The sequence below is a fragment of the Anabaena sp. FACHB-83 genome, assembly GCF_014697485.1.
Classification (GTDB): Bacteria; Cyanobacteriota; Cyanobacteriia; order Cyanobacteriales; family Nostocaceae; genus Nostoc_B.
The window spans coordinates 1-26,852 of sequence record NZ_JACJRY010000041.1; the positions used below are offsets into that span (position 1 = coordinate 1).

The window sequence follows — 26,852 nt, forward strand, 5'->3', positions numbered from 1 at the left end:
GATAAGATATCGGGCATGGGCTTGTTGTGGCTTTTGAGTTGTCGTTTGGGAAGACAATAACTCTACTACATCAGCCCTCTCTCTTCATCCTCTTATTTTGGCGAAGGTATTGTTAGCATCAATACTAATTAAACCTTGTTGTTGTAATTTTCCTAACAATCTTGTAATGGTAACTCTGGTAGTACCGCAAGCACTTGCTATATCTTCATGAGTCAAGCGGACGCTTAAGCGAGTCCCTTCTTCTACTGGTTCACCAATTTCCTGTTTGAGAAGTTCTAATAAATGTTGTAAACGGTCTTCGACTAATTGCTTTTTGGAGATGACTAAAAATGATTCTGTTTGTTGTAATCGTTGATTGATTTTGGGTAACAAACTATGACTCAATGCTGGTGTAACTGATAGTTCTGACAGATAAATTGGTACTAACTCCACATCTGATAAAGCAGTAGCTTGGTAAATGGATAGAGAAGTCATCCCAGAACCAAACACCATTTGTGTTTTTGCCAATCCTAACAAGATTTCTTCGCCAGTTTCACAAAATGTACTGAGTTTGACTAAACCTTGGAAAATATACCAAACCACTGAGTTATTGAGAGGAATCGTTTCACCTTTAGAATATTTGTATCGAGGGCGATTTTGGATGAACTCGCTGTAACTCTCGGTTGATTGTAATTCTGTTTGCTGGCGATCGCTAATATTCCGCAGTAACCAGAGTAAATTAATAGCCTTACCTTCCGGGTTACGGATGACTCTGACTGTGAAAGCTGCGTCAAAATACTCGCCATGACGTTGTTGCAAGCGAATAATTAACTCTTTTGTTCTATCTGCTTGATATAGCTGATGGAGTTCTTGGCGAAAGTGCTGTCTTTCTTCTAAACAAACAAATTGAATTATAGCTTTGCCGATGAGAAATTTTTTGGGAATGTTCAGTAATTTCGTTGCAGCTATGTTGGCGTTTTGAATAATCCCCGCTTTATCAGTGACTAAAGAGCCATCTGGCGCATACTCAAATAAATTTTGGTAATTTTGGCGTTCGGTTTCCAGTAAAATTTGTGTTTCTTTAAGTGCTTCATTTTGCTGATACAGTTCTTTTGCTGCTAACTGTAACATCTTGGAATTACTATAAAGTTCTTGATAAGCCTGGGGTAGCATATCGGCAGGAATCCAAGGTAAAATACTAGCAGTTTGGTGCAAATCTGCTAGAGGTTTGTGCAAGGCTTCTAAACGTTTGATAAATAATTTTATATTCATCTTGTCGTCCTGCTATTTGCCAATACGGTTCAGTTAATGAGATGAGATTTGATTTCTCAATTTCTGCTCTACCTATTAGATAATGAGCAAGATTTGGGGGATGCTCCCCCAAACCCCCTCCAAAATTATTCTTTCGTTTTTTGTTGAGTCATTATTTTTTGGTTTTGTGGTGATTTAGGTTTCTTATCTGAACCGTATTGTGCTATCTGCTTGCATATATCAAGAACATCAAAATTTAAGGATTCTATTAACCAACATAATTGGTCTGATAAACTGCGTAATGATGCTTTTTATCAGAGATATTTAGTATTAGATTTATTTGAAATATTAGAATTGATTATTTTTAATTTATGCTCATCAAGATACTACAGATAGTTTATTTATGGAGACTTGGCTATTTGATAAAGTTAGGTCAATTATCATATTTCATATATAATATTACCAAATAATTTATCAATTTTTGCCTTGCCTATCTTGTCACTTTTGTTCACATATCAAATAGAACTTTTATATATTTAATATTGAGCATTTTTTAGGATTTAGGATAATCCATGAACATAGATTCAGTCTAAATTTATATTACAGCCTACTAGTAGTTATTGCTTTTACTTTTGTGATAAAAGTTTAGAATTGGCTCAAAAATCTGTAATAAAGTGGCTAAAATGAGACTGCGATCGCACAAATAAATATTTATGAGATACTTTCTCAGTATTCAAAATAATCATTTTAGCTCCCCGACTGTTGATAAATCGGGGATACTGTTATTTACAAATGATGTAGAACTGCTTTAGCTCAACGATAGTTGTGAATCTTATCGCTAACTTCTATCAAAAGAATAAACACACTACTACCGCAGGTATAGCTTTACCAATAGCCAAGCTTATACTAAGCTAATCAGGATATAAGCTGCACTATTGAAATTGTACATAAATGACTTAAACTCTCTCCTCTGCCCCTCTGCTCCCCTGCGGTCTAAACTGCAAACTAAGTGCTTAATAGCTTACCGTAAACCATCATTATCAATAGCACTATAGCTATCGTTGGCTAAAAGTCCTAACCAGGGGTCAGAACTAGGAGTCAAAAAAAGTTGCGCGTAAACTTTCTCATTCAATTCGGCTACATCACTAGTTTGGGCTTCTTGGGTAAACCATTGATGAATTTGGCTATGCAACATATATTCATTTCTGATGGAATCTAAAGCCATCAAATTTTCAAATTGATTGACGATTTTTTGCAAATTTTCAGATTCAGTTTTGGTTGATGAGAATTTTTTGGCGCTGATTAAAGCGATGCTATTTTGATCGAGTTTGGCATCAGTGGCATAAAGTTGAGCAATTTTATTCCAAGCTTCTTGGTCGGTAATTGCTGCTAAGTTATTGCGATTTGCTTCCGCACCAGGACGTAAAGCACTCAGCATCGGAGTTTCGACGGCCATTTTTGTTACCGCCAAAGAACCTGCGACTTCTGCTGTGGGTGATGGGTTATCTACTAATCTCGGAGGAGTTTGAATCCCCAAGCGGGATAAATCAGCAGTCCATTGAGTTTGGATTGCATTTAGGCGATCGCTATGGTATTTCCTTAAAAAAGCCTGACGTTGAGCAGTAGGAAGTTTACTGTATTCTTTGGCTGCAACTTCAGCTTGTTGTAGCTGGCGTAAAAAAGCTTTGGGGCCGTACAGTCCCGGAATGGCATCAATCGGACGACCAGAAGCATCTAATATATAGTGAATGCTGTTGCCTGTAATGGTTCGTTCTAGTTTGCGACCATCCCCAAAATCAATGGTCACTTTGGGTACAGGTCTGACTGATTGCCAATGTAAAATAAAACGATTTTGTAAAGCTTGAGAAATTGCCGCATTGGGATATAGTGCTACACGAAAAAACCGACTATTGGCACAGCTTAAATCTTGATCTAGCCTGCCTAACAACCGCAGAGATAAAATAGGTTTACCACTAGCCTTGGCGGCGGCTTTGGCTGCTTCTAAGTCAGTGTACCAATACAACCGCGAAGCATAACAATCTCGCTGTTGACAAAGTTGATCTAAGGCGGCGCGAATTTGCGGATTTGGCACAACTGCACCGGAAGAACTTGTATTGAGTTCAGTTTTGTGAGTATTGAGGAATTTTTGCAATCCCTGGCTTCCCTGTTTTCGCAGCACAGTCACTTCTTGAGATAGTGCAGCAGTTTCACTAGTTGATGTTTGTGCTTGGGCGGTTGACCAAAAGTTTACAATCACCAAACTCAGAACAAAGGCTTTTGTGAAGTTTTTCAATGTCATATATTCCTAGATAAATAGAAATTGCAGTACTAAAAGACATTTATTTTGTGAGTCTAAATCAGCAGATTCAGATGTTATGTTTATAACTCAACTCCGGTTGCGATCGCCAAATGGAAATTTGAGTGAGTAGCTATTCAATATAAAGACTTTATATCCAATTTTAAAGTTTCTGCTTTTAATCAAACTTGATCAAGCTGATATACGTCTATTGATTAATGGTTAATCAAAACTTGATGTAGATAACATAATCAACATAATTATTGATAAAAACTTTATATATTGATACCCTGTCAATCCTTAAATATGCGAATAAATTGCAGCCTGATAAATATTAATAGACGTAGTAAAATACGTAATTTTGCTCTTCAGAGATGACTAACTATTCTCTTAGTATTGCTGATAGTTGCGTTGCTCCAAGTTGTGAATCAATCCCATATTTATTATATCAGTGTGCATCTATCAGTTGATTTTCTAATTGTTTTTTAGATGAGTTTTATTTCAAAGATTGCTTTTAAATAGCAGCACTTATTCTGTCTTATTTATGAAGATAAAACTCGGAAATTTAATAGCACAACGCAACACTAATCTGAAGTCCAACCAACACTAAACCACTGCAATGAAACAATATACTTGTCCTTTACTAGCACTACTTTTAAGTGTAGTCTCTAGTTTTATTTGCATTCCTTGTCGCGCTCAAGTTAACACAGAAGCTAAAGCAACTGAATTAGATAGTAATGTTTCATCTGAAAATACATCATTGACGAATGATGAGCGATCGCTAGTTGATAATGCAGACAATTCTGCAAGTGTTAAATCAACAACTGTATCTGAAACTGCTGAGAATACAGTTGCGGTAACTAATAACCCTACCAAGCCTCAGCCGACATTTCGCGTTCCCATCAACAGTAGAATTTTTGCGGCTCCTTCGATGCGGCAGTAGAATTAAAGTTGAATTTAATTAACTCAAATCCCCGACTTTGTGATTAAGTCGGGGATTTATTTATTTATACATAATTTATAATACAATACGGTTCAGTTAAGAGAATAGTAGGTTGGGTGTAGCGATAGCGTAACCCAACAAAGCCTTGAAAATGTTGGGTTCCGTTCCTGTACTCAATCGAAAAACGCTGTATTAAGACTGCTGTAGCAGAACTTGTTCATAACGTTTTCCAGCAATATCCCAGGTGAATTCTGTTTCTACTAATTGTCTACCTTGTTCAGATAATTCTGAACGCAGTTGGGGATGATCAAATAATTGACTAATAGCTGTGACATATTCTGCTGGAGTGTTAGCTCTCAAAGCGCGTAGTGGTTGATCTGCAATATCTACAGCTAATCCTTCCAAACCGCGATCGCTGGCTACAACAGGTACACCTGCGGCCATTGCTTCCAAGGTTTTATTTTTAATGCCAAAACCAGTGCGGAGCGGGACTACACACACTGTAGACTGGTGTAAAGATTCTGCCATTGAAGCCACACGCCCAGTTACAATCACACCAGGAAGATTATTTAACTCTAAAACTTCGGGAGTTGGTCTAGCACCAACAATACTAAAGGTGGTGTCTGGATAATGTTTTTGTAATTGCGGTAAAACTTCAACAGCAAAAAAACATGCTGCATCAATATTATGTGAAGCATCCATAGCACCCACAAAAATTAATTTATGTCCGCCTGGGTCTTGTTGACGACAGGGAAACAATTCTAAATCCACGCCGTTGGGAATCACTTTAATTTCCAGATCAGGACGCAGTTTGAGAAATTCTTGGCGATCGTCTTGGGTTGTCACCACAATGTTAGAAAACTTATTACAATAACGCTGTTCGTAGCGTTTGAGAACCAGAGACAAATAAAGGCGATCGCGCGTTGCATTTTGCGCCGCACCCATTTCTAAATGATCACGAATCCAGCCGTAAACAGAACTGTGAACATCAACCACCGTATTTACTAGATGACGGTAGTCTGGCTGAATATAAATTTCATTGACGCTATGTTCACAAGTAATTACATCGCACTTCCTGGCGCGGACATATTCATCAACCCAAGCTTGAATCTCTGGAGAATAGCGATGGAGTACATTTGGCGGTGTGGCTTTGAGTACCGACTCTAAAAACCGGACTGTTTTACCGACTAAACGAGCGATCGCATTTTTTTCTTGGGGTTCCGGCGGTAAAGGAAAAACAATCAATTCACTCACATATTTCCGTAATTCCTCTATCTCGGCTGATGTTGTTTCCTTGTTACTCTGTGTAATTAACGTTATGTCGTGGTTATATTGAAGATATCGCAGTAAATTAAAAGTTCTAATTTCTGTTCCTCCACGACTGGGCGGGTAGGGAAATGTAGACGATAGCATTAATATCCGCATATAATTTTGCTGCTCCTTTTTTGAATAGTAATTGTGATGCAGTTATGGCGTTAATCGATAATACTTTAACTCTTATTTTGTAAAATGTAAGCTGATGATACTCTGGGAATAATCATCATTTGATTCAGTCCATTCCAAGTCAATTGATCAGCAAAAAAAATGAATAATTAACCGATACTTTATATCATTACTGCTAATAAGAATTAAGTTGTTGAGTTTGGCGATTCTTCCCCATCACATAGCAGTCCTAAATCATTTATGAAATTTCTATATTTCTTCTTTCTTCTTTCTTAGCTTTGCGTCCTTCTCTACGAGACGCTACGCGAAGGCGTTCTTGGTGAAGCAGTCCGGTCTTGGGGGTTTCCCCCATGAGGAACTGCTGTTAACGCAGCGTTAGCGACGCAGGAGCGTCACCCGGAGGGCGGTTCGTTTCCTTATTTATATTTTTCACAACTCATGTAGGATTACTAGCAATTCCATATCAGTCGTGAACAAAAAAACTGTTAACTACGTCAAATGTGCATTAGTTTGACTAGTGCAGTTATTTGACTGCTGCATCCAAGTTAAATGTTATAAATATAGCGGTAGTCAGATATGTTAGGACAATTTGAAAGCTGGAATGCCACGAACAGTAAGACTTTTCCTCCTGCCTGGTTGGTGAGCGAAGCCGAACCACTGCCTCCAGCCTTCTGCTATAACTTTCATAACTTAAGTACAACTGCTGACTAATGTTGCAATTTTTCCCATACCAAAGCTTAAAAATTCATGCTTGGGTAGCTCAGTTATTGACTAAATTTAGGCAATTTTTAAACTGGCGCTCAATTCAGCGTCTCCTACCAGTTTTGTTTATCGCCTCATTCAGCATAGTGGTATTTTTAGGCAATTGGACACCGACAAATGCTCAAATATCTGAGTCACCCCGCCAACAAATTCGCGGAGTTTGGTTGACTAATAACGACTTCGATATTATGAAGTATCAAGCCAAAGTGCAGGATACAATGGCTCAATTGCGGCGGTTGAACTTTAACACAGTCTATCCCGTCGTCTGGAATGATGGTTATACAAAATATCCCAGTGCAGTAGCACAACAGCAGGGTATTCCCTTTTTCTTCAAAGGTGCAGAAGGACAAGATATTATTGCTGACATTATTAACCAAGGCCGTCGCCAAGGATTAGTCACTATACCTTGGTTTGAATTTGGGTTTATGGTTCCCTTAACTTCAGAATTAGCATCCGCTCACCCAAATTGGCTGACACAAAAGCAAGATGGAACTCAAACTTCAATTACTGCGGCGGGTGAAGTAGCTTGGTTTAATCCTTTCCATCCTGAAGTCCAAAAATTTATTACTGACCTTGTAGTTGAAATCATTACCAAATACAACGCTGATGGGATTCAATTTGATGACCACATGAGTTTGCCTGTGGATTTTGGTTACGACAGTTACACGATAAAACTATATACCGAAGAAACTGGCAATCCACCTCCCCCCAACCCTCAAGCCCAAGCATGGGTGCAATGGCGGGCGGATAAAATTACAGCATTCATGCTCCAACTTTATCAAGCGGTGAAACAAATCAAGCCTAATGCAATTATTTCTGTTTCGCCGAATTACTATGATTTTGCTTATAAATTTCAACTGCAAGACTGGCTGAATTGGGTGAGATTGGGTATTGTAGACGAGCTAGTAATGCAAGTTTATCGTAACGAATTAGAAGCTTTTATCAGCCAAATTACTCGCCCAGAAATTATTGAAACACAACAATATATACCGACTGGCATAGGTATTATGACAGGGTTGCGAAATCGCCCAGTTTCTCTACAACAAATTCAGTCTCAAGTCCGGGCGGCTCAACAACGCGGTTTGGGTGCTGTGTTTTTCTACTATGAAAGTTTGTGGGATATTGCACCTGAACCTGTGGCGCAGCGACAAGCTGGATTTTTAGAAGTTTTTGCTAACCCTGCGTTGCGGGATACTTCTCAAATTACCCGTCGCAAGCCTACTTTTGATACGATATCAGTCCCTTTATATACTAAAGGTTCCGTTAGTCAAGCAAGTCGAGGCTATTTTTTAGAAATATCTGTAGCCAACGGGCGACCGAGACGTGTTTTGTTAGATACAGGTTCAGCAGGTTTAAGAGTACCTCCAGAATTTTTCGGGAATGCTCCCATCCGCAAAACAGGTCAAGTTGTCAAGGAAGTATTGAGTGATGGGACAATCTTAGAAGGAGAATTAGTTTATACCAATTTCCGAATTGGTTTCCTGACTGCTGAAGAACCTGTTCCGGTACAGGTTGTGACTAGCCGCAAATGTACTAGCCAAAAACCAAATTGTTCGGCGAAAAGTAGTACAGCGTTTTCCGGTATTATCGGTGTCAATTATTTTGAACGGTCACTTCCTTATAACCCGTTGAGAAAATTACCAGGAAATTTGAGTAACGGAGCGATCGTCACAGGTAATGGTGGTACTAATAATAGTGGTAGTCTCACCCTTGGCTTGACCGAAAAAAATCGCGCAGGTTTTAAGATGATTTCCCTGAAGGCGCAACCTGCAATTGATGGTATACCTGGCAATAGATGGGACTCTAGACTTAACGCCGTCTGTTTAACTATCTCTGGTAGTGCGATGAAAAATAGCTGTAACAGCAGAATGGTGACTGACTCTAGAAATACAAGTGGTTTTGTTGAGTTGAAGTCCCCAAACCTCTCAGGCAAACTTAAACCCGGAAGGTTACGCCCAGAAAACACTGTTAAAATAGCTATTCCTCAAGTTTTGGATTACAGTTTAGTTCCAGGCAACCGTGATGGGTTTAATTTGTGGAATATTGCGATTTCTACCCAAGCTGAACAGCCTGTATTTGTGAATAGTGGTATTGGATTTTTTGATCGATACGATGTTCTTTTTGACGCAATTAATGGACAACAGGGGTTTCGTGTTCGCCGTTAACAAGACTTACGTAGAGGTGTGAAGGCAATACGGTTCGGTTAACAAATGTATCTGTTGAGGTGAGCAGGGGGGCGGAGGAGCTTCAGGTGCAGGGGAGAGCGTACCTTCGTTCCCCCTTTCACCCCTGCACCCCTGCACCCTTGCTTGCCTACACAAGTAAGTTTCTTATCCGAACCGTATTGGGTGTGAGGGTGTAACGAAAAGAAAAAAGCCGATGCAATTCTAAGTTGCACGGCTTTCGGTGTGGTATGAGGAGCTTAACTAAATCTCATAATACGGTAACTAACTAGTTTGCTGTATGCTCGTAACAATTTTGGTAACAGAAATTTTTGGACAGTACAGACTGAGAAGTAGCCGTTTTGAACTTGCATACATAAGAGCATTTGCCGCTTATTAAAGCTAATTTAGCCTACATTTTGGCGGAATTTTTGTTTAAGTAATTATTGAGAGGTATTTTCTCTTGAAAACGGTAGCTCATATATTTCTAAACACTGAAGAGATTGGTAAAAACGCCGATAACGCCTGTCGGTAAGCAATTCATTGTTAACTAAATTAATTCGTTTCCCTGCTGCTTCAACTTCAGGCGCATCGAATGGCTGTGTTTCCCTAAGAGAAGAGTATACGCATACTACCTGTTCTAGTTCTCGAAATTTCTCGACAAACGGCATCAAGGTTATCATACGTCTAACAATATTCTGTACTTCTGGCGTATGTTGTGGATCGAGTCCTCTTTGTTTAGCGTTAGTGATTGCTGCCTTCAATAGTTCCACTTCATTAGACAGGACGGGTGGGAAGCTCGGTCTTTTAAAAATGTTTAGTGATATCAGGCGCAGCATTTGTGTTGATTTCACTTAGATTTGGCTGGCTTGAATGAAGATATTGAATACTTTATGATTTATTTTAGCAATACCTCTGCCAATTTGCGAGGGTTCCAAGCCTGTAACAATGGGATGAATACTTCCCAATCAAGTAAGCTTGGCAAAAATTTGGGCTAATAAAATAGGCTCAGGCTTTGCCTGGATTTCTCTCTTGTGAGAAATCCAGGGGTGTGGGAGGGGTGGGAAGTGTGGGAGGATGGTGAAAAAATCTTTCTCCCCACACTCCCCACACTCCCCTCTCTCCCCTCTCTTCCCACACTCCCCACACTCCCCTCTCTCCACACCCGCTACCCATACGTGAGAAATTCGGGTTTGGAGGAAGCATTTTTTAAGATGTAACCTGCACCTGTTATAAAAAATCCCCTGGTTTTTACGGTTGTCACCAGAGGAAAAATTAATATTGCTCTAATTTAGGATGTTTTTCTTGTTATTAGCATAGCAATATTGACTAGTTTCAAGTTGCCAAAATGGCGGAAAAAAACAGTTTTTTTACAAAGAACAATTCAGAATTCATGGTAATTTTAAAAATCATCTAGAACTCATAGTTGATTTATGAAAAAAATCAGTACACGTAGATAAGGCTTCTTTCCTACTCTGTGTCTACACATTCTCTACTAAATTCCAGAAATAGCCGTCTGGTGCGGTGAAAGAAAAACTTTTTTCTCGAAACTCATTTTCGATGATATTTGTAAAGTTTAGCACCTGACTGGATTTGATGCGATCGCAGTATTCATCGATGTGCTGCACACGGTAAGTATACAACGACATTCCTAAACTTCCTGGTTGGGCGGCTTCAAACCGTGATTCTACGTTCATCGCTTCGGGAAAGCGAATTATATAAAGTCTCCCACTCCGCGCCGCCATTAAGTCAGTTTGGGAAGAACGGGGATCATCAAAGGTTGTGACGATAAATTTTTCCCCTGGCTTGAGGTCGAATAAATCTCGACCTGCGGCTGAAGAATCATAGCTAGTTTCCACATCATCGCGCACACGCAACAAACCTAAAACTTCCTCATAAAACTTCAGGCTAGTTTTGCTATCGTCTTGAACAATAATCCCTATATGAGTAAATTGGCTGGTTTTAAATACCGATGCTTCGTTGATATGTCCGTAATTTGGGATGGTGTAACCAAATCTTTGAAACAAAACTTGTCGAGTTAAGGGTTGCAGTAGTAACATTTCTCGCACCCCAACAGTTTGGTCGATAAAAGGGCGGCTTTTGCGTTCTTTGTTGTAAATTACTTCCCAGTAGGGAATACTATAACGCACTGAGAAACCAGCCGCTTTGGCTTCTTCGGCATGATTTAAAATTGTTAAAATATCAGAGGTGAGGGTAGTTGCCCAACGATTTCCCTTGGTTTTCATAGATGCTAACCCCAAACCTTGATTAGTGGGATTTTGCCAAACCATCAACCGAATCAACCCATGATCTGCGTTTTGATGATATAAGCGAATGGAACGCACAGCAGAATTTACACCATATAATTGATAGGCTATCGCCGCAGGTAATTGACCAACTTGCCCAATACGATAACCAAATTGTTCCCAATATTGAATGGCAAAAATTGGGTCGGGAACCCCAATACATACTTCATAAATACCTGTTATTTTAGGTTCTTTTTCGAGAGTCATAGTGAATTTAATTTAGATATAACCAAATAATATTAATTCAGAAATCAGGTGGTGGAACAGGATTTTTTTGTCTCACGCAGAGACGCAGAGGCGCAGAGGAGGACACTTGCGTGGGCGGGTTCCCCGACTTGAGCAAAGTGTCTGTCATGCAGAGAGGTACAGAGAGTTTATTTGTCGGTGATTTGGTTTAAGTCTTGGAGGACTGCGGCGGCTGATTGATAGCGATCGCTAAAATGATAGCGTACCATTTTATCTAAAATTATTCTGAGTTCAGCACTGATTTGGGCTTTGGGTTGCCACATAATATTACCTGTGTCTGGGTCTGGTTGTAATTCTTGGGGCAAAATACCAGTAATCGCCTGAATTGCCATCATCCCCAAAGCATAAATATCACTAGATAAGCGCGGATGTCCGGCAAATTGTTCTGGTGGTGCATAGCCCCTTGTACCAATAGCAACTGTGGGTAATTCTGTTTGTTCACTAGTTGGTGGCTGCATTAATTTCACTGCACCAAAATCAATTAAAACTAAGCGATTATCTTGATTGCTTCTAATAATATTATGTGGTTTAATATCTCGGTGAATTACTCGATGTTCATGGACAAATGCTAAAACTTCTAATACACCTTTGAGCATTTCAATCACAAAATTTTCGGTTTTTGTGCCATATACAGGTGCTAATTCTTCGTGGAGTGTATGTCCAGCAATGTATTCTTCGACTAAATAAAATTCTTGTTGGTCTTCAAAATAAGCCAGCAAGGCGGGGATTTGCGGATGTTTCCCTAAAGCTTCTAAAATTTCAGCTTCGGTATTAAATAATCTGCGGGCGACTTCTAAAAATTTTGGGTCTCGGCGTGCCGGCATTAATTGTTTGACAACACAAGTAGGACTACCCGGACGTTGAGTATCTTTGGCTAAATAAGTACGTCCAAATCCGCCTGCGCCCAACACTCTGGAAATTTGGTAACGTCCACCCAACAGTAAATCACCAGTTCTTTTTTCGGGTTGTGTAATTGTGGCTGCGGCGTGGGTATGTTGGTCAATAATTTTAGTCGCTTCTGCGGCGGAGGTAGTTTCTTGTAAGAGAATATTTAATTGAGCGATCGCTTCTTGTTGTTGTTCAACTTGCTGAATAATTAATTTAGTTTGCTTTTGGGTGTTGTACGCTGTATAAACCAACATCCCCACACTACTAAATACAAAGGCCGTCGCTGGGGGAATTAAGGGTATCCAAGCAGCAATTAAAAATAAACCCCCGCAAATTCCTATTAAACAAGCGAGGACTACACCTCCCACAACTAACAGCATTAGGGGATGTCCCCACCGCCAGCCTAAAAAGCTACCTAGCAAAGACCAAGCCAACACCCAGATTATTTCCAGCCACTCAGGCCAATACCAAATTAATGGTCTACCATCTAACACCGTACTGAGAATTTGACTGGTTATTTGGGCATGAATAAATAAATTTGATGTTCTAGTGGGATGGTCTGGTGAAGCACTGTAGGGAGTATATACCCCAGGATAAATACTAGTAGCAGTAGTGCCAATAATGACTAACTTATCTTTGACCCAGTTGGGATTAACTTGATTGTTGAAAACTTGAGAAAGAGTAACTGTTTGCGCTAGGTGATTAGGGTGGCGATAATTTAATAATGTTTGATAACCAGCCGCATCTGTCCCTACATAACTACCAGAATTAGCAGTGAGGATAGGGAAAGTGGTTTTACCAAGATGGAAATATTTTTCTGCAAAATCTACATTTATCCCTTGTTTTTCTAAATAAATAATTGCCATTAAACCCGCAAAGGAAAATTGCGTTGCACATTTATTGCTATTAGTCGGGTCGGCAAATAATAAACTCCGGCGAACAATTTGGTCTTCCTGGTTATCAGAAAGTAAATCATTATAACCAACATTATCGATAGGAAAATTGGGCGGTGGCGAAATTTCTGATCTACCTTGACTGCTTAACAAACAAGTAGCAACAATATTCTTCTGATTAGCAATTCCAGCCGCTAGATTTTCTTGATCTGAGCGATAAATATTTAAACCAATAACGCGGGGTTGATAAGATTCAAGTTTCGTTAATAACTGATTGATTGTGGCATCAGATAATGGCCATTTGAATTTTGCCAAATCCTCTTCAGTAATTGTAACTATTAATAGTCGCGGATCTGGTGGTTCTGGAGGGCGCGATCGCAACATTTGGTCATAAGCCTTTAACTCCCAAGGTTGTAACCACTTCAGTTCCCGCATTCCCCACACCAAAGCGGTAACTCCCACACCAGTGACGACAACCATTCGCCACCAGTGAATCTTCGTCAAGGTGTCACGATAATCTTGATTTCGGGTTAAGGCAGTTCGCAGGTATTGTAATATTCCACTAATCACAGAGTTGTAGTAGAAGGCAGGAGGTGAGGCAGTCCCCGTCTTGGCGGTTCCCGTCGATGGGGGAGGCAGAAGGATGAAATTCTACACTTCATCTTCAGACGTTAATTCTTTGCTTTATTTAATTTAACAGCTTACTTGGCTGGATGTTGCCGTTTAATGAATGAATAAAGTTCAGCAAATAATAGGTTGTATAATCTATTGCAATCCTAAGTGGGGAAAAACTCTCTCCCTTGTCTCTATTTTTCATTGTCAACTATCCGTTTCTCCTCTCCATTACTAAAACTCAGCCATGTCAAGCACCGCTATTGAAACCATCATTGCAGACTACTTTAGCAACATTACCGCCATGAATCCAGAAGGCTGGATCGAGAACTTTGCTGAAGATGCAGTGAGTCATGACCCAGTTGGTGAACCCCCAGTCAAGATTCGGGAAGATTATCACCGATTTATCGGGCAATTGCAAGCTGTATTTGAGAAACTAGCCGCAACAACTGAACATATTTTTGTCGCTGCTAATGAAGCAGCCGTCAAGTGGACAATGCAAGGAGTAAGTAAAACTGGTAAATCAGTCAGCTTTGAAGGAATCACAATTTTTGAGATTAACCAAGACGGCAAAATTCAAACAACCCGCGCCTATTGGAACCCCAAACAATTGGTAGCACAGTTGCGGTAGGAAATGAGGCTGTAGTTAGATCGGCACAATGTTTTTATCTGTGCTGGGTAATGCACTCACCCAAATTTTATTTAACATTTTTGGCGAGACTACAAACGCCTCTGTGGGAATTGCTTTGGGTTCTGTATTGATTTTTATTTTCTCGGTGTGGTTTTTGGCTAAGTCATTGGCTAAAATGCGATCGCCTGAAGTTGATTTAGGCAAATTACCACCCAAAAAGCACAAAGGACTCTTGTTATTAGTCAGCCGAGATGAACCTTGTCGCAAAGCCTTAGAATATCATCTGCCACAATTAGAATGTTGCTGGTTGATTTGTTCTACCCAGTCAATTGATATTGCCAAAAAGTTAAAACAAGACTTTTCTAAATTAACAATTGCTGAACCAATCGTAGTTAATGATATCTACGACCCTCTAGAGTTTTATCACGTTGTGCGAAAAATTTATAAAAGCCTGCCCTCTGGATGGACAATGGAAGATGCGATCGCAGATTTTACAGGGATGACTGCCCAAGCTAGTGTTGGTATGGTACTTGCTTCTTTATCTGTACAAAGTCCCTTACAATACACCCCAGCCGAATTACAAGATGGACAAGTAACAGGACGTTCTTTCAACCCCATTGAAATTACTCTCAAGCAGCAGTTCCGCAAATAGATTAGCTAAATTTTTGTAAAATTACTGTTATATCTAGTAGTCTGCCAAGATAACTTTGCGTGGTGGCTGGCAGAGGGGCAGAGGGGCAGAGGAGAGAGAAGAGGCTTCGGGGCAGAGGGGCTTCGGGGCAGAGGGGAGAGTACCTTCATTCTCCCCTGCTCCCCTGCTCCCTTGCTCCCTTACAGGGTCTACACAGCAATATTGGGTTGGTGGACTACTAGGTTTGAGGCGTTTTCACAGAGTTTTTTATTGTTCATCGACGCATCTCGCCAAATCGCCGAAACCCTATATTTTTCGTTGAGATGCGTCGACTGCTTACAGGGCAAGGGTTTGAGGTATGTGTTTTGGTCAATTTTCCCTGATGATTTATAATGATTTTAGAGATGCGTCGATTTGGCGGCTGAAACTCTTACTGGGTAAAGGCTCCTAGACGAACTCCCTACCGATTGGGTCAAATCGGAATAGTTGGAAACCTTTTGAAAATCAGATGAACTGCCTCTCCAAACCCTACCGATTGGGTCAAATCGGAATAGTTGGAAACCGCAGGTAAAGCATCAAGAATCCGAGCCATAGAACCCTACCGATTGGGTCAAATCGGAATAGTTGGAAACCTCTAATGCTTTTTGGAATGCTCTATTAAACCCTACCGATTGGGTCAAATCGGAATAGTTGGAAACCTCTAATGCTTTTTGGAATGCTCTATTAAACCCTACCGATTGGGTCAAATCGGAATAGTTGGAAACAACCAGTTGACATTCTCGTCATTGGAGATTTTTTCCCCCTACCGATTGGGTTAAATCAGAATAGTTTGTAACTCAAAATTAGAAGCTTGAATTTTGTAGTTCTGATAACTAAAAAAGAGGTTAGATACTAATATATCTAACCTCTTTTGTTTATCTATTATTGATATTTTGATAAATCAAATATTTTCTTGTTGATTTAACCAAACTACTAAATCAGGCAGCGATGAAAATCTGAGGATAGCTCTGCCTAAAGCTTCTATAGCAATCCTACCCCAATTGTGAGAAAATACGTAGACAAAAATCCTTGTTTTATAAGCATTTGAGGCTTATTGAACTCTCATGTATCATTTAGGATTGCTATAGCTTTTCTTTATTTAAAACTTGAATTCGCTCAATAATTGACGAATCAATTTCACCAAATCGTTCATTTAGTAATAACAAACAGAATTTAATTTCACCCTTTTGTTCACCCTTCTGAAATATATGCTGATAAATTACTGACTCTTGCATAATCTCCTCTCGTAATAATTGAAGAATTAAACCTTGTTCATACTTTAACCCTGCTAAAATCTCTGTGTAAGCAGCAGTATTTTGTCTAGTCTCGATATCTGGAATTTTAGCAATTTCTTGAGCAACCTGGGATAATAACACTGGGGCTGAATCTGTTTGCGTTAATGGTGCTAGAGGTAATAACCCTAGATTGCTAAGAAATAATGCTGAATCTTGCTCCCACATTCGGATAATTTGATAACGGTGGGTTGTAACTTCACTAACATATTTTGATGTAAAAGCAATTGGATCTGTTGTCTCTTGTAGAAAAATAACTACTTGTGTGACCGGAACTTGATATTTACGTGTTAATCTGACGTAATAATCTAGCATCCGCAGAGCGATTGGTGTTTGAGATTTGATTGTGGTCTGAAATTCTAAATGCAAGATGCGATTTTCTGTTTGCAGAAACGTCACGGAATCAGCACGGATTGGTTCGATACTCAATTCTGTTTTGAGGATTTCAATTTTTTGCGGTTCTTGATTTAATAACCAACGGATAAAATCACGGGGATATGTTTCCGCCAGGATTTTACACAGGTTGTCATATTCTGCCATCTCAAGGATTACGCCTGATTTTTATCAAAGGAATTTTTGGGGAAAACACCGTTTCCACACGTATGCAATAGTAAAACTGTTGTTGAACGATCGCAATTATCTATGCACAGCTACCAAATCAGTTTAGAAGGCGAAGTTTTGCGGGTGGGATTTAATCGAGTTTTACCCGCGCAGGGCGATCGCATTGTGCGCGACGCTCTAGAATTATTAGAACAGATGATAGATTCTGGGCAAATTCCTGGGGGAAATCGCCTATTGATTGACGGGCCGCAATCTGTACCTGTAGCTTATGTGATGGCGCATAAACTATCACATTTATATCAGGCGATCGCTGTTCTAGATCCCAAAATTGGCACACCAGGATACAAAACTTATATAGTCACCATTTCCCACGGTTCCACAGAATACAAAGTTGGTGATTTAATCGAAACTAAAGAACCCCAACCCGTGCGTTCAACTATCAAAGTGGTATTGTGCGGCCCGCAGAATTCTGGTAAATCATGTTTGCGAGATGGACTAAAAAAGACTATTTTAGGCAATTTAGGCGCACCTTATCCTTATGTCATTACAGCTTGTCCTGATGGCGAAGGTTCATGGCATCAAGAAGCTTATGAAAATGATGAAGAACTAGCTAAAACTACCAAATACATCAATAAAGCCGATTTTACCCCAGAATTTACCCAAAAAGCAGCTAATTGGGTTGAAAGTGCTAATCAGCTAATTAATATTATTGACGTTGGTGGTAAAATCACACCAGAAAATGAGCTAATTATGCAGCCAGCAACCCACGCAGTTATCTTATCAGGAAAAATAGACAAATTTGCTGAGTGGGAAGAATTTTGTCATAAACTAGGATTAAAAGTAATTGCCAAAATTCACAGCCAATTAGATGCAGAAAAGGACGAAGTTTTTCTAGCTCATAATTGGCAAGAAAATACAAATAAGCTGTTAGAAACAGCACCATTACTTACAGGTAGTGTGCATGGTTTAAAGCGGGGCGAAAATTTATCAACTCGTCCAATGGTAAATATTTTAGCTGAGGTATTAATTCATTTGACGAAGTGTTAATTCATCATAAATTGATGTAATTGAGTGCTAAAAGCGACTATTTTAGAAAGTAATATCGCGTTTTTTCTCTATTCTGCATAATTTAAATCTGATTGTTCAATTTGTGAAATTGGATTACTTTAGCTATGGCTAATCAAGTTTACACAGCAATTACTTTTGCACCCGTTCAGGGGTTTATCGAAAAATCTCGAAAGTTACGAGATTTATACGGTAGTTCTTTTATCTTGTCTTATCTAGCCAGTACCATTTGTAGGAAAGCCAGAGATAAAGGATTTTGGGTGGTTTCTCCAGCTACTATCAATTTGACGCAAGGAACTCCTAATCAAATAATTATTAAAGGTGATTTTCCCGAAACAGAAGTTAAAGAAGTTTTCGACTCTGCTTGGGATGGAGTTATACAAACTTGTCGCCAATGGATTGAAGATCATGTTCCTGGTGAATATCATTGGCGAAGAACATGGAATTTATGGTCAAGTTACGCTTGGGAATTTTTTTGGGGACAAGGTGAATCAATTACTAACGCGCGAGGTAATTTAGATCAAATCAAGCGTCGGCGCAATTGGACAGCGATTAACTGGACTGGTGAAAGTTCAACCTTATCTGGTGCAGATGCGATCGCAATTCCCAGTCTGGGTAGTAATCATCCTAAAACCTATAAATATGAAACTCAAAAAAATGAAATTAAAGCGTTTTACCAGCAGTTAAGTTATGCAGTTGGTCATGATTTTATTGAGCATATTAGAAATGAACTCAAGAAAAATAATCCAGAAATACATAGCAGGTTAGTTGAGAGATATGGTCAAGGATTTATTAAATTTATTGAAGAAAGATTTCCTAAAATTAGTCAGCAAGAACGTGACGAACTCATTAGGGAATATGGTTCAGGTATTATTGACCCCGATGAGGAATTGAGTATTGCTGAACTGATTAAACGTCTGATTACTTTAGAGGCGATCGCATCTCCTATAGGTATTCCTACACAAGAGATTCCTGAAACATATCGTGATTTAAATCGGCTGAATACAAAGAGAAAAAAAGACAAATTAGAACCTGACAATCGGTGGACTGGCTGGTTTCAAGGTGATGGGGATAAAGCCGGAGACTATCTCAAAAAATTATCAGATATAGAGACTAATAATTTTAGCCTTGCTATGATAACTTGGGGTGAAAACATATTAAAAAAAAGCTTGAATAATACAGGTCGTGGTAGAATAATTTATGCAGGTGGTGATGATTTTTTAGGTGTTTTATATCGCACTCCTCCTGACAAAAGATTTCTCGGAAAATTAGTGACATACTTAAATGATAAAGCAGGAAAATCCGCACCAAAATTAGCAAAAGAAATAACTACTTTCCGACAAGAATTTGACAGTAGAGGTTTACATAAAGACGTAAAACTTTCTGTTGAACTTAGACATGAATTTACTCAAATCATCAAAGATAATTATAAAAGCGATGGAATTTTAAAAGAAGCACTAGCAGACGCAGGTCTTAAGCATCAAGAAGCAGAAATATTGTTTAGAGAACCTGTACTTAAACCTCAAGAATGCCTTGATTGGTTTTATAACTTTAATTCCGCAAACGAGAACGCCTTATGGAAACAACATAAACAACCAATTGGCGTGAGTGTGGGATTTGTTTGGGCTGCGCCTGGTGTTCCACAACGAGAGGTATTACAAAATTGCAGAGATGTAGAGAAAATCGCCAAAAATCAAGGACGCGATCGCCTGGCTATTCGCATCTTGTTTAATGGAGGTAATTATATAGATTGGGCTTGTCCTTGGTGGTGTTTGCAAGAAGTATTGCAAGGATATTGCGATCGCCACAAAAAAACACACGAAAAAGCCAACTGGGGACATATCTACACAGATGTGGCAATATTAGAATCTCGTCACGCTTTTAAAAATCAAACAGAGATAGCCAAAGAACTATTTGGTATTTATTTTCCCAACCAAAAATATCTTTTAGAACAACACCTTTGGGATGTAGAAGAAAAAACAGGGATTCTTGGTAATAAAGAATCTGATTGCAAGGATGTTACTGAATCGCTAAATAACTGGGTTATTAATCTTGCAAAAATAGGATTTCAATTATGTCAGTAGTAGAAATAGCAAATAGCAATTCTAGCAGTAACTCGACAGCAGAATCACTTTTTAAGTATTTAGTAGTAATTGAACCATTAGGTTTTTTATATGGCAGTGCTGGCAGATTTTTATCACCAGACAACTTAGTAGGACGTTCTGGGACAAGCTTTCCCCCTAGCACAGCCAGCTTATCTGGTTTATTTTCGGCTACATATACCCAAGAGGAATCTGACGAAGAAAAGCGCAAAGCCAAAATCGAACCTTTACATTTTGCTGGCCCTTTTTGGGCAAAAAGTTGTTCTCCGCAGAACTTTTATGTGCCGACACCTTTTAATTGTTTAGTTAAGAAAGGAGAAGCAAAAATTTCATATCAATTAAGTTGGAATGGAGCCAAATGGCAAAATCAAAATGAAGAATCACCATCAGATAAATTTGAAAGTAGCCATTGGTTAGCAATAGAAGACTGGGAAAAATTAACATCAATTGATTGGAGTAACCCGCCAAAAGTCAAAAAATCACCTTGGAAACCAGTTCCACAATTGCACCCCCAACTAAGAGAAGATGAACGGTGCGCCAAGATAGAAAAACTAGAAGACGGCAGCGAAAGAGGCAGTTTATTTTTAGAAAACGGAGTTCAACTAGACCCCGATTACTGCTTAGTTTATCTCTGCAATGACAAAGTTAATGATGGTTGGTATCGCTTTGGCGGTGAGGGACATATAGTAGATGTGCGATGTCTGCCATTGGATGAATCTATCAAAAATCTGCTCACACAAGATGTTGGCAAGAGTTTCGCCTTAATTACCCCAGCAATTTGGGGGTCAAATCGCCTATCAACTCGCTATCCAGAGGCGTGGGATAGCGAACTGTATTTAGACACCCTGTTGACTGAACGTCCCCACCCTTCCCGCTATCGACTCGGTGGTGAAGGCAAAACCAAACGCCTATCACGAGGACGCTATGCAATTCCGGCGGGAACCGTTTATGTCATGAAAACACCCCTGAAAGCTTGGCAAACATGGAACCCTGAATGGTTCCCCAAAGAAGGCCCGTCCTTCCAACGCTGGGGAAGCGGACTAGCACTACCCTTACCAAGTGCGATCGCTTAACAGTTAGCAGTTATCAGTTAACAGTTATCAATATGGAGTAATATCAATGTACAAAAAAGCCTACGGCATCATCGAAACCTTAGCACCTCTGCACGTCGGTGCAAGTGCGGGAGAAGAAACCGGGAATTTGAACTTAATTTTCCGTGACCAATTTACCCAAACTGGGATTATTCCTGGTAGTTCAATTCGTGGTAGATTTCGGGCAGATATGCGATCGCATGAACAAGGTACGGAAAGAAAATGGTATGGTCACGAAGCTGTATTAGGTGAAGAAAACACCACCACCGAAGCCTTAGTTAAGTTTGAATATGCCTCCTTAGTCTGGCTACCTGTTTTCTGTCCTGGTCAACCCATTGTTTGGGTAACTTGTCCTTGGTTACTCAAACGTTACAAGCAAATTACTGGAATCTCTGCAACTCTACCAGACCCTTACACAGCACCCAAAGCTTTGCAAGGTCGTCAAGTTGACACTAACTGTAAAGTTTTGTTTTTTAACTTAGGCTTTATCAAAATCCAGAAAGATGAAGACCTCTCAGATTGGATACCAACCGGATCTAACTTGAATCCAAACAACTTAGTTGTAGTTGATAACAATGATATTGCTATGCTGCACGACATGGCACTTTACCGCCAAAGCCGAGTCAAACTTGCAGACAACGAAAAGAAAGTAGAAGGCGGTGCATTTTTTAACGTCGAAGCTTTACCAGAAGGAAGTATCTTAATTTTTCCAATTGCCTTGAAACAAAAAGGTTGGCAACCCTTTGGAAATGATGCGTCTGATGAACTTTATTTTGGTGGACTAGAGTCAATTGGCTTTGGTCGTTGTCAAGTTACTTTAGGGGGAGCATATAAATAATGACTGAGACATCTGACAAACAAGAAAAAAACGGTTGGAAATCTTACGGACTAGACCGAATAGCACAACAATTGGTAATAAATGCTAAAAAGCGAGATGAAAAGTCTCTCAACCAATCTTACAAAATGCGGATGTCTGTTGCTTACGGGTTGGAACGTTTTTGGGGAGAACATCTGCGTTTAAAAGCTAAAGAACCGGAGAAAGCTGAATATTGGAAAGCAACCTGGAATGCTTTAGCTGAAATTATGGCAAAGGCGGGAGTCACAATTCCTAACGATCCTGTCAACCTCAATAATGTTGAGCAGATTCAAAAAATGTCGGATAAACTCTGGCAATTGGATATCAATGACCAACGGGTAGCGTTAGCAGTGCTGACACAACTATGTGACTGTATTGTTTGGTGGACGCAACGATATAAAGGGGAAAAATCATGACAGTCATTCCCGACCCCGCGAAAAAAGTCCCGATGATGTTTCGGGCGCAGATTAATGGACGTTGCCAAATCCAAAGGCTGGTTCCTGGTGCGGAAGAACAAGACGCTACACGTTGGGCTGATGAATGGGTAGACAAAGCTTATCCCAACCTTCCCGAACCTGGGACTGAAGTTCAAACTCGGACTTACACCTTAACTTGGCGATTTATTACCAATAGCGGTCAAGATGATGGTGTAATTCGCCCGGTGATTGGCGCGAGGGGCTGGCCGTTTTATCCCGGTAGCAGTATGAAGGGGATTTTTCGTCGCGCTTGCACCAAAGAACAAGCAGCATTGTATTGCGGCACAATTTCGGCTGATGGAGAATTGCAACCAGGAATTTTACGTTTTCATGGTGGTTATCCTACTGATACCGCCTGGACGGAAAATTTAGTAGACATTGTGCATCCGCAGCAGAATTGGCAAGTTAAGAATGGCAATAAAGAATCAGGGGCGTTTATCCAAATTTCTTTGTATAAACCAGAACTGCAATTTGGCATTTCTAGTAACATCCCTTTGAAAGATTCAGATTGGCAGACAGTCTGGGAAATATGGGAAAAAGCACTTTCTACAGGCATTGGTTGTCGTGTGTGTGCTGGCTACGGGCAACCAGAACAACACAAGGGCAATATTCTTTACCAAGGACGCATTAAAGGCCAGGGACAAGCAGCGAAGTTAATTGATGGCACAGGGGAGTTTCGCGCTAATATTTTTCGGGCTGGTTTGCGGGGTCATGCTTTGCGAATTTTTGGCGGGTTGACGAATGCAGACATGGCAGAGCAAATTGTCAATCAGCTGTTTGGTAGTGTCCAAGGTAAGGGAAATATCGGGCTTTTGGGGATGAGTTTTCGAGATTCTCACTTAGAGATAGACAGCTTTGGCAGAGGTTCTTACGCCCAACCTACTTATAATGTTGAGGGTGAATTAGTTTGGTTACTGGCTAGTAAACTGGCTGATTCTCAACAAGAAGAAGCTTTGAAAAAATTGGTAGCTGATTTAACGCGGTTCGCTGTTGTGTTAGGTGGTTTTGGCAAATCTTGGCGACGGGCAGATCATCGCCTATTTTATGAAGAATACTACGAAGAGGGATACAAACCGCTAATTGGTTGTCACTGGCAATGGTTGGGAGAGCGATCGCTCATTCGAGACGTGCAAGTGCGTAAACTAGAGCAGGTGGGTGAATTTATCGATAAAGTGCGGCAAACTGCCCAAGAATGGATGCAGTTGCAAGGCATCACCCCCAGCCCCAAACAACCAACTACTTGGCGCGAAGCATGGCATCCCCAAAACGTGCAAGTCTGGGGACGACAAGCCAATGACAAAGAAGACAGTGAAGCTATTTTTTGGCTGCATGGCCCTTACCAAGAAGCAATTTCGAGAACGCAGCCAGAAGGTTCAATCTACCGTTCGTCAATTACCGGGCAGATGGGGCAAATCGGTAGACTTTGGCATCGAATGTACCCGCTTGTTCGTTTAGTCAGAGATCCCAAAAATCCTAATAAACCACTGCCCAAAACCACCGCCGGCTATTTAGAACTGCTGACACTGTTTCCCGATGATTCTCCTGAATCAAAACAGTTTGTCAAGTTTCTAAATTCCCAGCAAAATCAAGCCAAAGGTTTTCAGAAACTCTGGCCGCGATCGCCTTCATAAATTACGCAAATTCGATTAACCTCTCCCCAACCCCTCTCCGAAGCCTATCCATTACCCGGATCTTTCTCAACAAAAAGTAAAAAGACTTAAAAAAAGCTGAAAAGGTTGATAGATATAGTTTTGAGGAGGAGAAAAAAGAGGGGAGTAAAAAATGGAAAGGTGGGCAGCATCAGAATTGAGGTATGTAAATTTGGGAGATGGGCGAAGAAACAAGCGGCTGATCAAGTTAGTAGAAGACTTGGCAGCACAACCAACAAGTAGTGTACCGTTAAAACCGCCACAAGACTGGAAATGGCATTAGCAACATATTCTATTGTGGCATGGCGATTACTATGGCTCACTTACGAAGCCAGGGCAAATCCAGATATCTGTTGTGAGACTGTTTTAAGTACTTTTGAATGGCAGTCTTTGTGTGTCACTGTGAGTCACAATCCAATTCCACCCAAGACACCACCAACATTAAGACAAGCAGTACGTATGATTGCCAGCCTCGGCGGTTTTCTTGGTCGTCAAGGTGATGGTGAACCTGGAGTGAAAACTATTTGGAAAGGGTTGCGGCGATTACACGATATTGCTGCCACTTGGAAATTAGCACATCAAACTTAACACACATACTTTCTGCCTTTTGTCTAGTCCTCCTATTGCTATCCTCTTCTCAAATCATCTCTTCAATTAGCTTTCAGCTTTTGTTAAGAAAGATGTGACTAATGGATAGCTTGGAAAGGGGGGATTTAGGGGGATCGAAATATGTACAACTTCACATTAAATTGGTATCAGGATGATAGCGATCGCTATTTTTATCTGTAATCTGACTGCACAGTTGACATACTCACTGGCGCGGATGAGTGGGTGTTTAAGAATTTGAGGCAATTTTTGTGGTTCAAAGGCTTATGTCGTATAGCTTTGAGGTGGATGGCTACAATATGGAGTTCCGCGCAATTCCTAGAAGCTTTGCCTGTTATGCTTTTGAGGCAATTTACAAAGGTGATGTCTTGACGAGCCAACGGCTAAAATGCTACTTTCTTTCTAGTCCCGCGCAAAGTGGCTTTAAAACCTTTGCAATATCAAGGTTTCAGAAGCCCGCAGCCGCTTCTATTCTTTAGGGGCGGAATTATTGGAAATTTGACTTGACCGCATCTAGTACAGCAATAACATGATTAGAAGCCGCTTCTATTCTTTAGGGGCGGAATTATTGGAAATAGCAATAGAAAATAAGTTTGGTTGGCAGTGATCCGCCGCTTCTATTCTTTAGGGGCGGAATTATTGGAAATACACAACGTATTAACTGAATATACACAAGCACTACGGCCGCTTCTATTCTTTAGGGGCGGAATTATTGGAAATTGTCCCCACTTGCCACCTGACTTTGCAGGAACAGGCCGCTTCTATTCTTTAGGGGCGGAATTATTGGAAATAGGATTTGCAAAGACAAAAAACAACATATAAAACGCCGCTTCTATTCTTTAGGGGCGGAATTATTGGAAATTTTAATTTACCTAAAAACATCTTTTTGCTATTAACGCCGCTTCTATTCTTTAGGGGCGGAATTATTGGAAATAAGTGGTGCATTTAGGTTGATTTGTATTTCCTGAGCCGCTTCTATTCTTTAGGGGCGGAATTATTGGAAATGATATTGACCAACGTGTTGATGATGCCTAGATTCAGCCGCTTCTATTCTTTAGGGGCGGAATTATTGGAAATTACTCATATCTGGATGACTGGCTATTTCATCCCACAAAGCCGCTTTTATTCTTTAGGGGCGGAATTATTGGAAATTGTGTAAAGAGTGGTTAGAGAGTTTAGACATCCCCGGCCGCTTCTATTCTTTAGGGGCGGAATTATTGGAAATTTGCGGTTCCTGGTGAAACAACCTCGTGAGATACAGCCGCTTCTATTCTTTAGGGGCGGAATTATTGGAAACATCATCTCTTTCCTGAGCGTGTTGTGTGGCTGCGCTTTACCGATTAACTCAAATCGGAATTATTGGAAACGCCTGGTAGACCACGATGGTCGGTGTAATGGAAGTCAAACTTTACCGATTAACTCAAATCGGAATAATTGAAAACACTTCTACTGGCTGTTGTGGCGATATATCTCGCCGAAAGTGTTTTGATTCCTCAAATCAGAATTTGAGCGGTTCTCAGTTGGATGAAGTACATTTCAACCCCACCCCCAACCCCTCCCCGCGTGCGGGGAGGTGTTGGGGGTGGGGTTCCGACTGTATTACAAGCAAGTAAGAACCGCTATCACCAAAACAGCAAAAAGAAACCCGACTTTATTTAAAGTCGGGTTTTTAATAGTGGAAATAACTTATCGGATCAAAATCATGCGGATTAAAATACTCATCACCTCATCTGGATTAGCAGTGGGTAAAAGTGGACTCCAGTCACCAGTGCTGGCGTAGCCAATAACGTGCAGGTGGTGAATAGTATTGCTAACAGCTTGGGGAGAACCCATGAGTATGTGTTTAATGCGTTCTCGCTTAGATGATGGATTTTGAAAAGCTAAATTGTGAACAGGTGTATTTAACATTTCGCCCTCTAAAAATTGTTGTAATTGTGATTGGGCAAAACGTTGATGTCGTGCAAACTTTTTGACTTGTGCCATGATAGAAATTATCTCCCAGAAAGGGGGTTTAGGGAAAGGCGATCGCAAGCTCTTGGCGGAGGGCGATCGCCTTTCTTAATCCTATGTTA

20 protein-coding genes, 1 pseudogene and 1 CRISPR repeat array are annotated in these 26,852 nt (G+C 40.3%); of the genes and pseudogenes, 13 read left to right on the forward strand and 8 right to left on the reverse strand.

The features are described 5' to 3' along the window. Positions 1–84: 84 nt before the first annotated feature. Both H6G79_RS28875 and H6G79_RS28880 read right to left on the reverse strand, forming a co-directional pair. Positions 85–1,251, reverse strand: a complete 1,167-nt coding sequence (locus tag H6G79_RS28875) for a PAS domain S-box protein (protein WP_190593430.1) — start codon at positions 1,249–1,251, stop codon at positions 85–87. A 1,000-nt stretch (positions 1,252–2,251) separates the two neighbouring features. Then, on the reverse strand, positions 2,252–3,529 hold the full coding sequence (locus H6G79_RS28880) for a hypothetical protein (RefSeq protein ID WP_190593432.1): 1,278 nt from the start codon (positions 3,527–3,529) through the stop codon (positions 2,252–2,254). A gap of 616 nt (positions 3,530–4,145) precedes the next feature. Between H6G79_RS28880 and H6G79_RS28885 the strand changes: the two genes are divergently transcribed. Further along, on the forward strand, positions 4,146–4,469 hold the full coding sequence (locus H6G79_RS28885) for a hypothetical protein (protein WP_190593434.1): 324 nt from the start codon (positions 4,146–4,148) through the stop codon (positions 4,467–4,469). Between the two features lie 192 nt (positions 4,470–4,661). Here the strand turns inward: H6G79_RS28885 and H6G79_RS28890 are convergent, their stop codons facing one another. Next, the gene (locus tag H6G79_RS28890) at positions 4,662–5,894 is read right to left on the reverse strand and encodes a glycosyltransferase family 4 protein (protein WP_190593436.1); all 1,233 of its coding nucleotides are present in this window, start codon (positions 5,892–5,894) and stop codon (positions 4,662–4,664) included. Between the two features lie 594 nt (positions 5,895–6,488). Here H6G79_RS28890 and H6G79_RS37505 point away from each other — a divergent pair. Both H6G79_RS37505 and H6G79_RS28895 read left to right on the forward strand, forming a co-directional pair. Next, positions 6,489–6,623, forward strand: a complete 135-nt coding sequence (locus H6G79_RS37505) for a hypothetical protein (RefSeq protein ID WP_277877369.1) — start codon at positions 6,489–6,491, stop codon at positions 6,621–6,623. After that, the gene (locus tag H6G79_RS28895; RefSeq protein ID WP_190593438.1) at positions 6,623–8,839 is read left to right on the forward strand and encodes a family 10 glycosylhydrolase; all 2,217 of its coding nucleotides are present in this window, start codon (positions 6,623–6,625) and stop codon (positions 8,837–8,839) included. Before H6G79_RS37505 ends, H6G79_RS28895 begins: the two co-directional genes overlap by 1 nt. Before the next feature lie 440 nt (positions 8,840–9,279). Here H6G79_RS28895 and H6G79_RS28900 read toward each other — a convergent pair whose 3' ends face one another. From H6G79_RS28900 to H6G79_RS28910, 3 genes are all read right to left on the reverse strand, one after another. Beyond that, complete coding sequence (locus tag H6G79_RS28900) at positions 9,280–9,690, reverse strand: hypothetical protein (RefSeq protein ID WP_190593440.1); 411 nt, start codon at positions 9,688–9,690, stop codon at positions 9,280–9,282. A 627-nt stretch (positions 9,691–10,317) separates the two neighbouring features. Then, positions 10,318–11,349, reverse strand: coding sequence for a VOC family protein (locus H6G79_RS28905; RefSeq protein WP_190593442.1), 1,032 nt, complete (start codon positions 11,347–11,349; stop codon positions 10,318–10,320). Between the two features lie 167 nt (positions 11,350–11,516). Further along, positions 11,517–13,739 carry a CHASE2 domain-containing protein gene (locus tag H6G79_RS28910; RefSeq protein WP_190593444.1) on the reverse strand — a complete coding sequence of 741 codons (2,223 nt, stop codon included), beginning with the start codon at positions 13,737–13,739 and terminating at the stop codon, positions 11,517–11,519. A gap of 289 nt (positions 13,740–14,028) precedes the next feature. Here H6G79_RS28910 and H6G79_RS28915 point away from each other — a divergent pair, with 289 nt between their 5' ends. Together H6G79_RS28915 and H6G79_RS28920 are read left to right on the forward strand one after the other, a co-directional pair. Then, positions 14,029–14,412, forward strand: coding sequence for a nuclear transport factor 2 family protein (locus H6G79_RS28915; protein ID WP_190593446.1), 384 nt, complete (start codon positions 14,029–14,031; stop codon positions 14,410–14,412). A 28-nt stretch (positions 14,413–14,440) separates the two neighbouring features. After that, positions 14,441–15,064 (forward strand): CRISPR-associated protein, encoded by a 624-nt coding sequence (locus tag H6G79_RS28920; protein ID WP_190593448.1) that lies wholly within the window; start codon positions 14,441–14,443, stop codon positions 15,062–15,064. 1,100 nt (positions 15,065–16,164) lie between these two features. Here H6G79_RS28920 and H6G79_RS28925 read toward each other — a convergent pair. Further along, a complete protein-coding gene (locus H6G79_RS28925; RefSeq protein WP_190593450.1) occupies positions 16,165–16,914 on the reverse strand; it encodes a DUF4351 domain-containing protein in 750 nt (249 codons plus the stop codon). A gap of 102 nt (positions 16,915–17,016) precedes the next feature. Between H6G79_RS28925 and H6G79_RS28930 the strand changes: the two genes are divergently transcribed. The 8 genes and pseudogenes from H6G79_RS28930 to H6G79_RS28965 form a co-directional block, all read left to right on the forward strand. Continuing rightward, positions 17,017–17,982 (forward strand): CRISPR-associated protein Csx3, encoded by a 966-nt coding sequence (locus tag H6G79_RS28930; RefSeq protein WP_190593452.1) that lies wholly within the window; start codon positions 17,017–17,019, stop codon positions 17,980–17,982. Between the two features lie 125 nt (positions 17,983–18,107). Next, positions 18,108–20,084: a type III-B CRISPR-associated protein Cas10/Cmr2 gene (locus H6G79_RS36400; protein ID WP_199334090.1), complete on the forward strand. Its 1,977-nt coding sequence runs from the start codon at positions 18,108–18,110 to the stop codon at positions 20,082–20,084. Then, a complete protein-coding gene (locus H6G79_RS28940; protein WP_190593454.1) occupies positions 20,075–21,175 on the forward strand; it encodes a type III-B CRISPR module-associated Cmr3 family protein in 1,101 nt (366 codons plus the stop codon). Before H6G79_RS36400 ends, H6G79_RS28940 begins: the two co-directional genes overlap by 10 nt. A 46-nt stretch (positions 21,176–21,221) precedes the next feature. Further along, positions 21,222–22,031 carry an RAMP superfamily CRISPR-associated protein gene (locus tag H6G79_RS28945; protein WP_190593455.1) on the forward strand — a complete coding sequence of 270 codons (810 nt, stop codon included), beginning with the start codon at positions 21,222–21,224 and terminating at the stop codon, positions 22,029–22,031. Then, positions 22,031–22,465 carry a hypothetical protein gene (locus tag H6G79_RS28950; protein ID WP_190593457.1) on the forward strand — a complete coding sequence of 145 codons (435 nt, stop codon included), beginning with the start codon at positions 22,031–22,033 and terminating at the stop codon, positions 22,463–22,465. The genes H6G79_RS28945 and H6G79_RS28950 overlap by 1 nt, the downstream gene beginning before the upstream one ends. Next, a complete protein-coding gene (locus tag H6G79_RS28955; RefSeq protein WP_190593459.1) occupies positions 22,462–24,156 on the forward strand; it encodes an RAMP superfamily protein in 1,695 nt (564 codons plus the stop codon). Before H6G79_RS28950 ends, H6G79_RS28955 begins: the two co-directional genes overlap by 4 nt. A gap of 151 nt (positions 24,157–24,307) precedes the next feature. Then, on the forward strand, positions 24,308–24,457 hold the full coding sequence (locus H6G79_RS28960; RefSeq protein WP_190593460.1) for a transposase DNA-binding-containing protein: 150 nt from the start codon (positions 24,308–24,310) through the stop codon (positions 24,455–24,457). Next, positions 24,424–24,762: pseudogene (locus H6G79_RS28965) on the forward strand (IS4 family transposase); the annotation flags it as partial. The gene H6G79_RS28960 and the pseudogene H6G79_RS28965, both read left to right, overlap by 34 nt. A gap of 479 nt (positions 24,763–25,241) precedes the next feature. Then, positions 25,242–26,077: direct repeats of the CRISPR family, unit length 37 nt; unit sequence GCCGCTTCTATTCTTTAGGGGCGGAATTATTGGAAAT. Between the two features lie 389 nt (positions 26,078–26,466). Here the strand turns inward: H6G79_RS28965 and H6G79_RS28970 are convergent. Next, positions 26,467–26,763: a hypothetical protein gene (locus H6G79_RS28970; RefSeq protein WP_199334092.1), complete on the reverse strand. Its 297-nt coding sequence runs from the start codon at positions 26,761–26,763 to the stop codon at positions 26,467–26,469. Between the last annotated feature and the right edge of the window lie 89 nt (positions 26,764–26,852).

Excerpts from the sequence above, each read along its gene's own strand:
- H6G79_RS28880 (WP_190593432.1), bottom strand. The coding sequence starts at position 3,529 with ATGACATTGAAAAACTTCACAAAAGCCTTTGTTCTGAGTTTGGTGATT.
- H6G79_RS28915 (WP_190593446.1), top strand. The coding sequence starts at position 14,029 with ATGTCAAGCACCGCTATTGAAACCATCATTGCAGACTACTTTAGCAAC.
- H6G79_RS37505 (WP_277877369.1), top strand. The coding sequence starts at position 6,489 with ATGTTAGGACAATTTGAAAGCTGGAATGCCACGAACAGTAAGACTTTT.
- H6G79_RS28925 (WP_190593450.1), bottom strand. The coding sequence starts at position 16,914 with ATGGCAGAATATGACAACCTGTGTAAAATCCTGGCGGAAACATATCCC.
- H6G79_RS28890 (WP_190593436.1), bottom strand. The coding sequence starts at position 5,894 with ATGCGGATATTAATGCTATCGTCTACATTTCCCTACCCGCCCAGTCGT.
- H6G79_RS28970 (WP_199334092.1), bottom strand. The coding sequence starts at position 26,763 with ATGGCACAAGTCAAAAAGTTTGCACGACATCAACGTTTTGCCCAATCA.
- H6G79_RS28955 (WP_190593459.1), top strand. The coding sequence starts at position 22,462 with ATGACAGTCATTCCCGACCCCGCGAAAAAAGTCCCGATGATGTTTCGG.
- H6G79_RS28940 (WP_190593454.1), top strand. The coding sequence starts at position 20,075 with ATGTCAGTAGTAGAAATAGCAAATAGCAATTCTAGCAGTAACTCGACA.
- H6G79_RS28930 (WP_190593452.1), top strand. The coding sequence starts at position 17,017 with ATGCACAGCTACCAAATCAGTTTAGAAGGCGAAGTTTTGCGGGTGGGA.
- H6G79_RS28875 (WP_190593430.1), bottom strand. The coding sequence starts at position 1,251 with ATGAATATAAAATTATTTATCAAACGTTTAGAAGCCTTGCACAAACCT.
- H6G79_RS28895 (WP_190593438.1), top strand. The coding sequence starts at position 6,623 with ATGTTGCAATTTTTCCCATACCAAAGCTTAAAAATTCATGCTTGGGTA.
- H6G79_RS28905 (WP_190593442.1), bottom strand. The coding sequence starts at position 11,349 with ATGACTCTCGAAAAAGAACCTAAAATAACAGGTATTTATGAAGTATGT.
- H6G79_RS28960 (WP_190593460.1), top strand. The coding sequence starts at position 24,308 with ATGGAAAGGTGGGCAGCATCAGAATTGAGGTATGTAAATTTGGGAGAT.
- H6G79_RS36400 (WP_199334090.1), top strand. The coding sequence starts at position 18,108 with ATGGCTAATCAAGTTTACACAGCAATTACTTTTGCACCCGTTCAGGGG.
- H6G79_RS28945 (WP_190593455.1), top strand. The coding sequence starts at position 21,222 with ATGTACAAAAAAGCCTACGGCATCATCGAAACCTTAGCACCTCTGCAC.
- H6G79_RS28920 (WP_190593448.1), top strand. The coding sequence starts at position 14,441 with ATGTTTTTATCTGTGCTGGGTAATGCACTCACCCAAATTTTATTTAAC.
- H6G79_RS28950 (WP_190593457.1), top strand. The coding sequence starts at position 22,031 with ATGACTGAGACATCTGACAAACAAGAAAAAAACGGTTGGAAATCTTAC.
- H6G79_RS28885 (WP_190593434.1), top strand. The coding sequence starts at position 4,146 with ATGAAACAATATACTTGTCCTTTACTAGCACTACTTTTAAGTGTAGTC.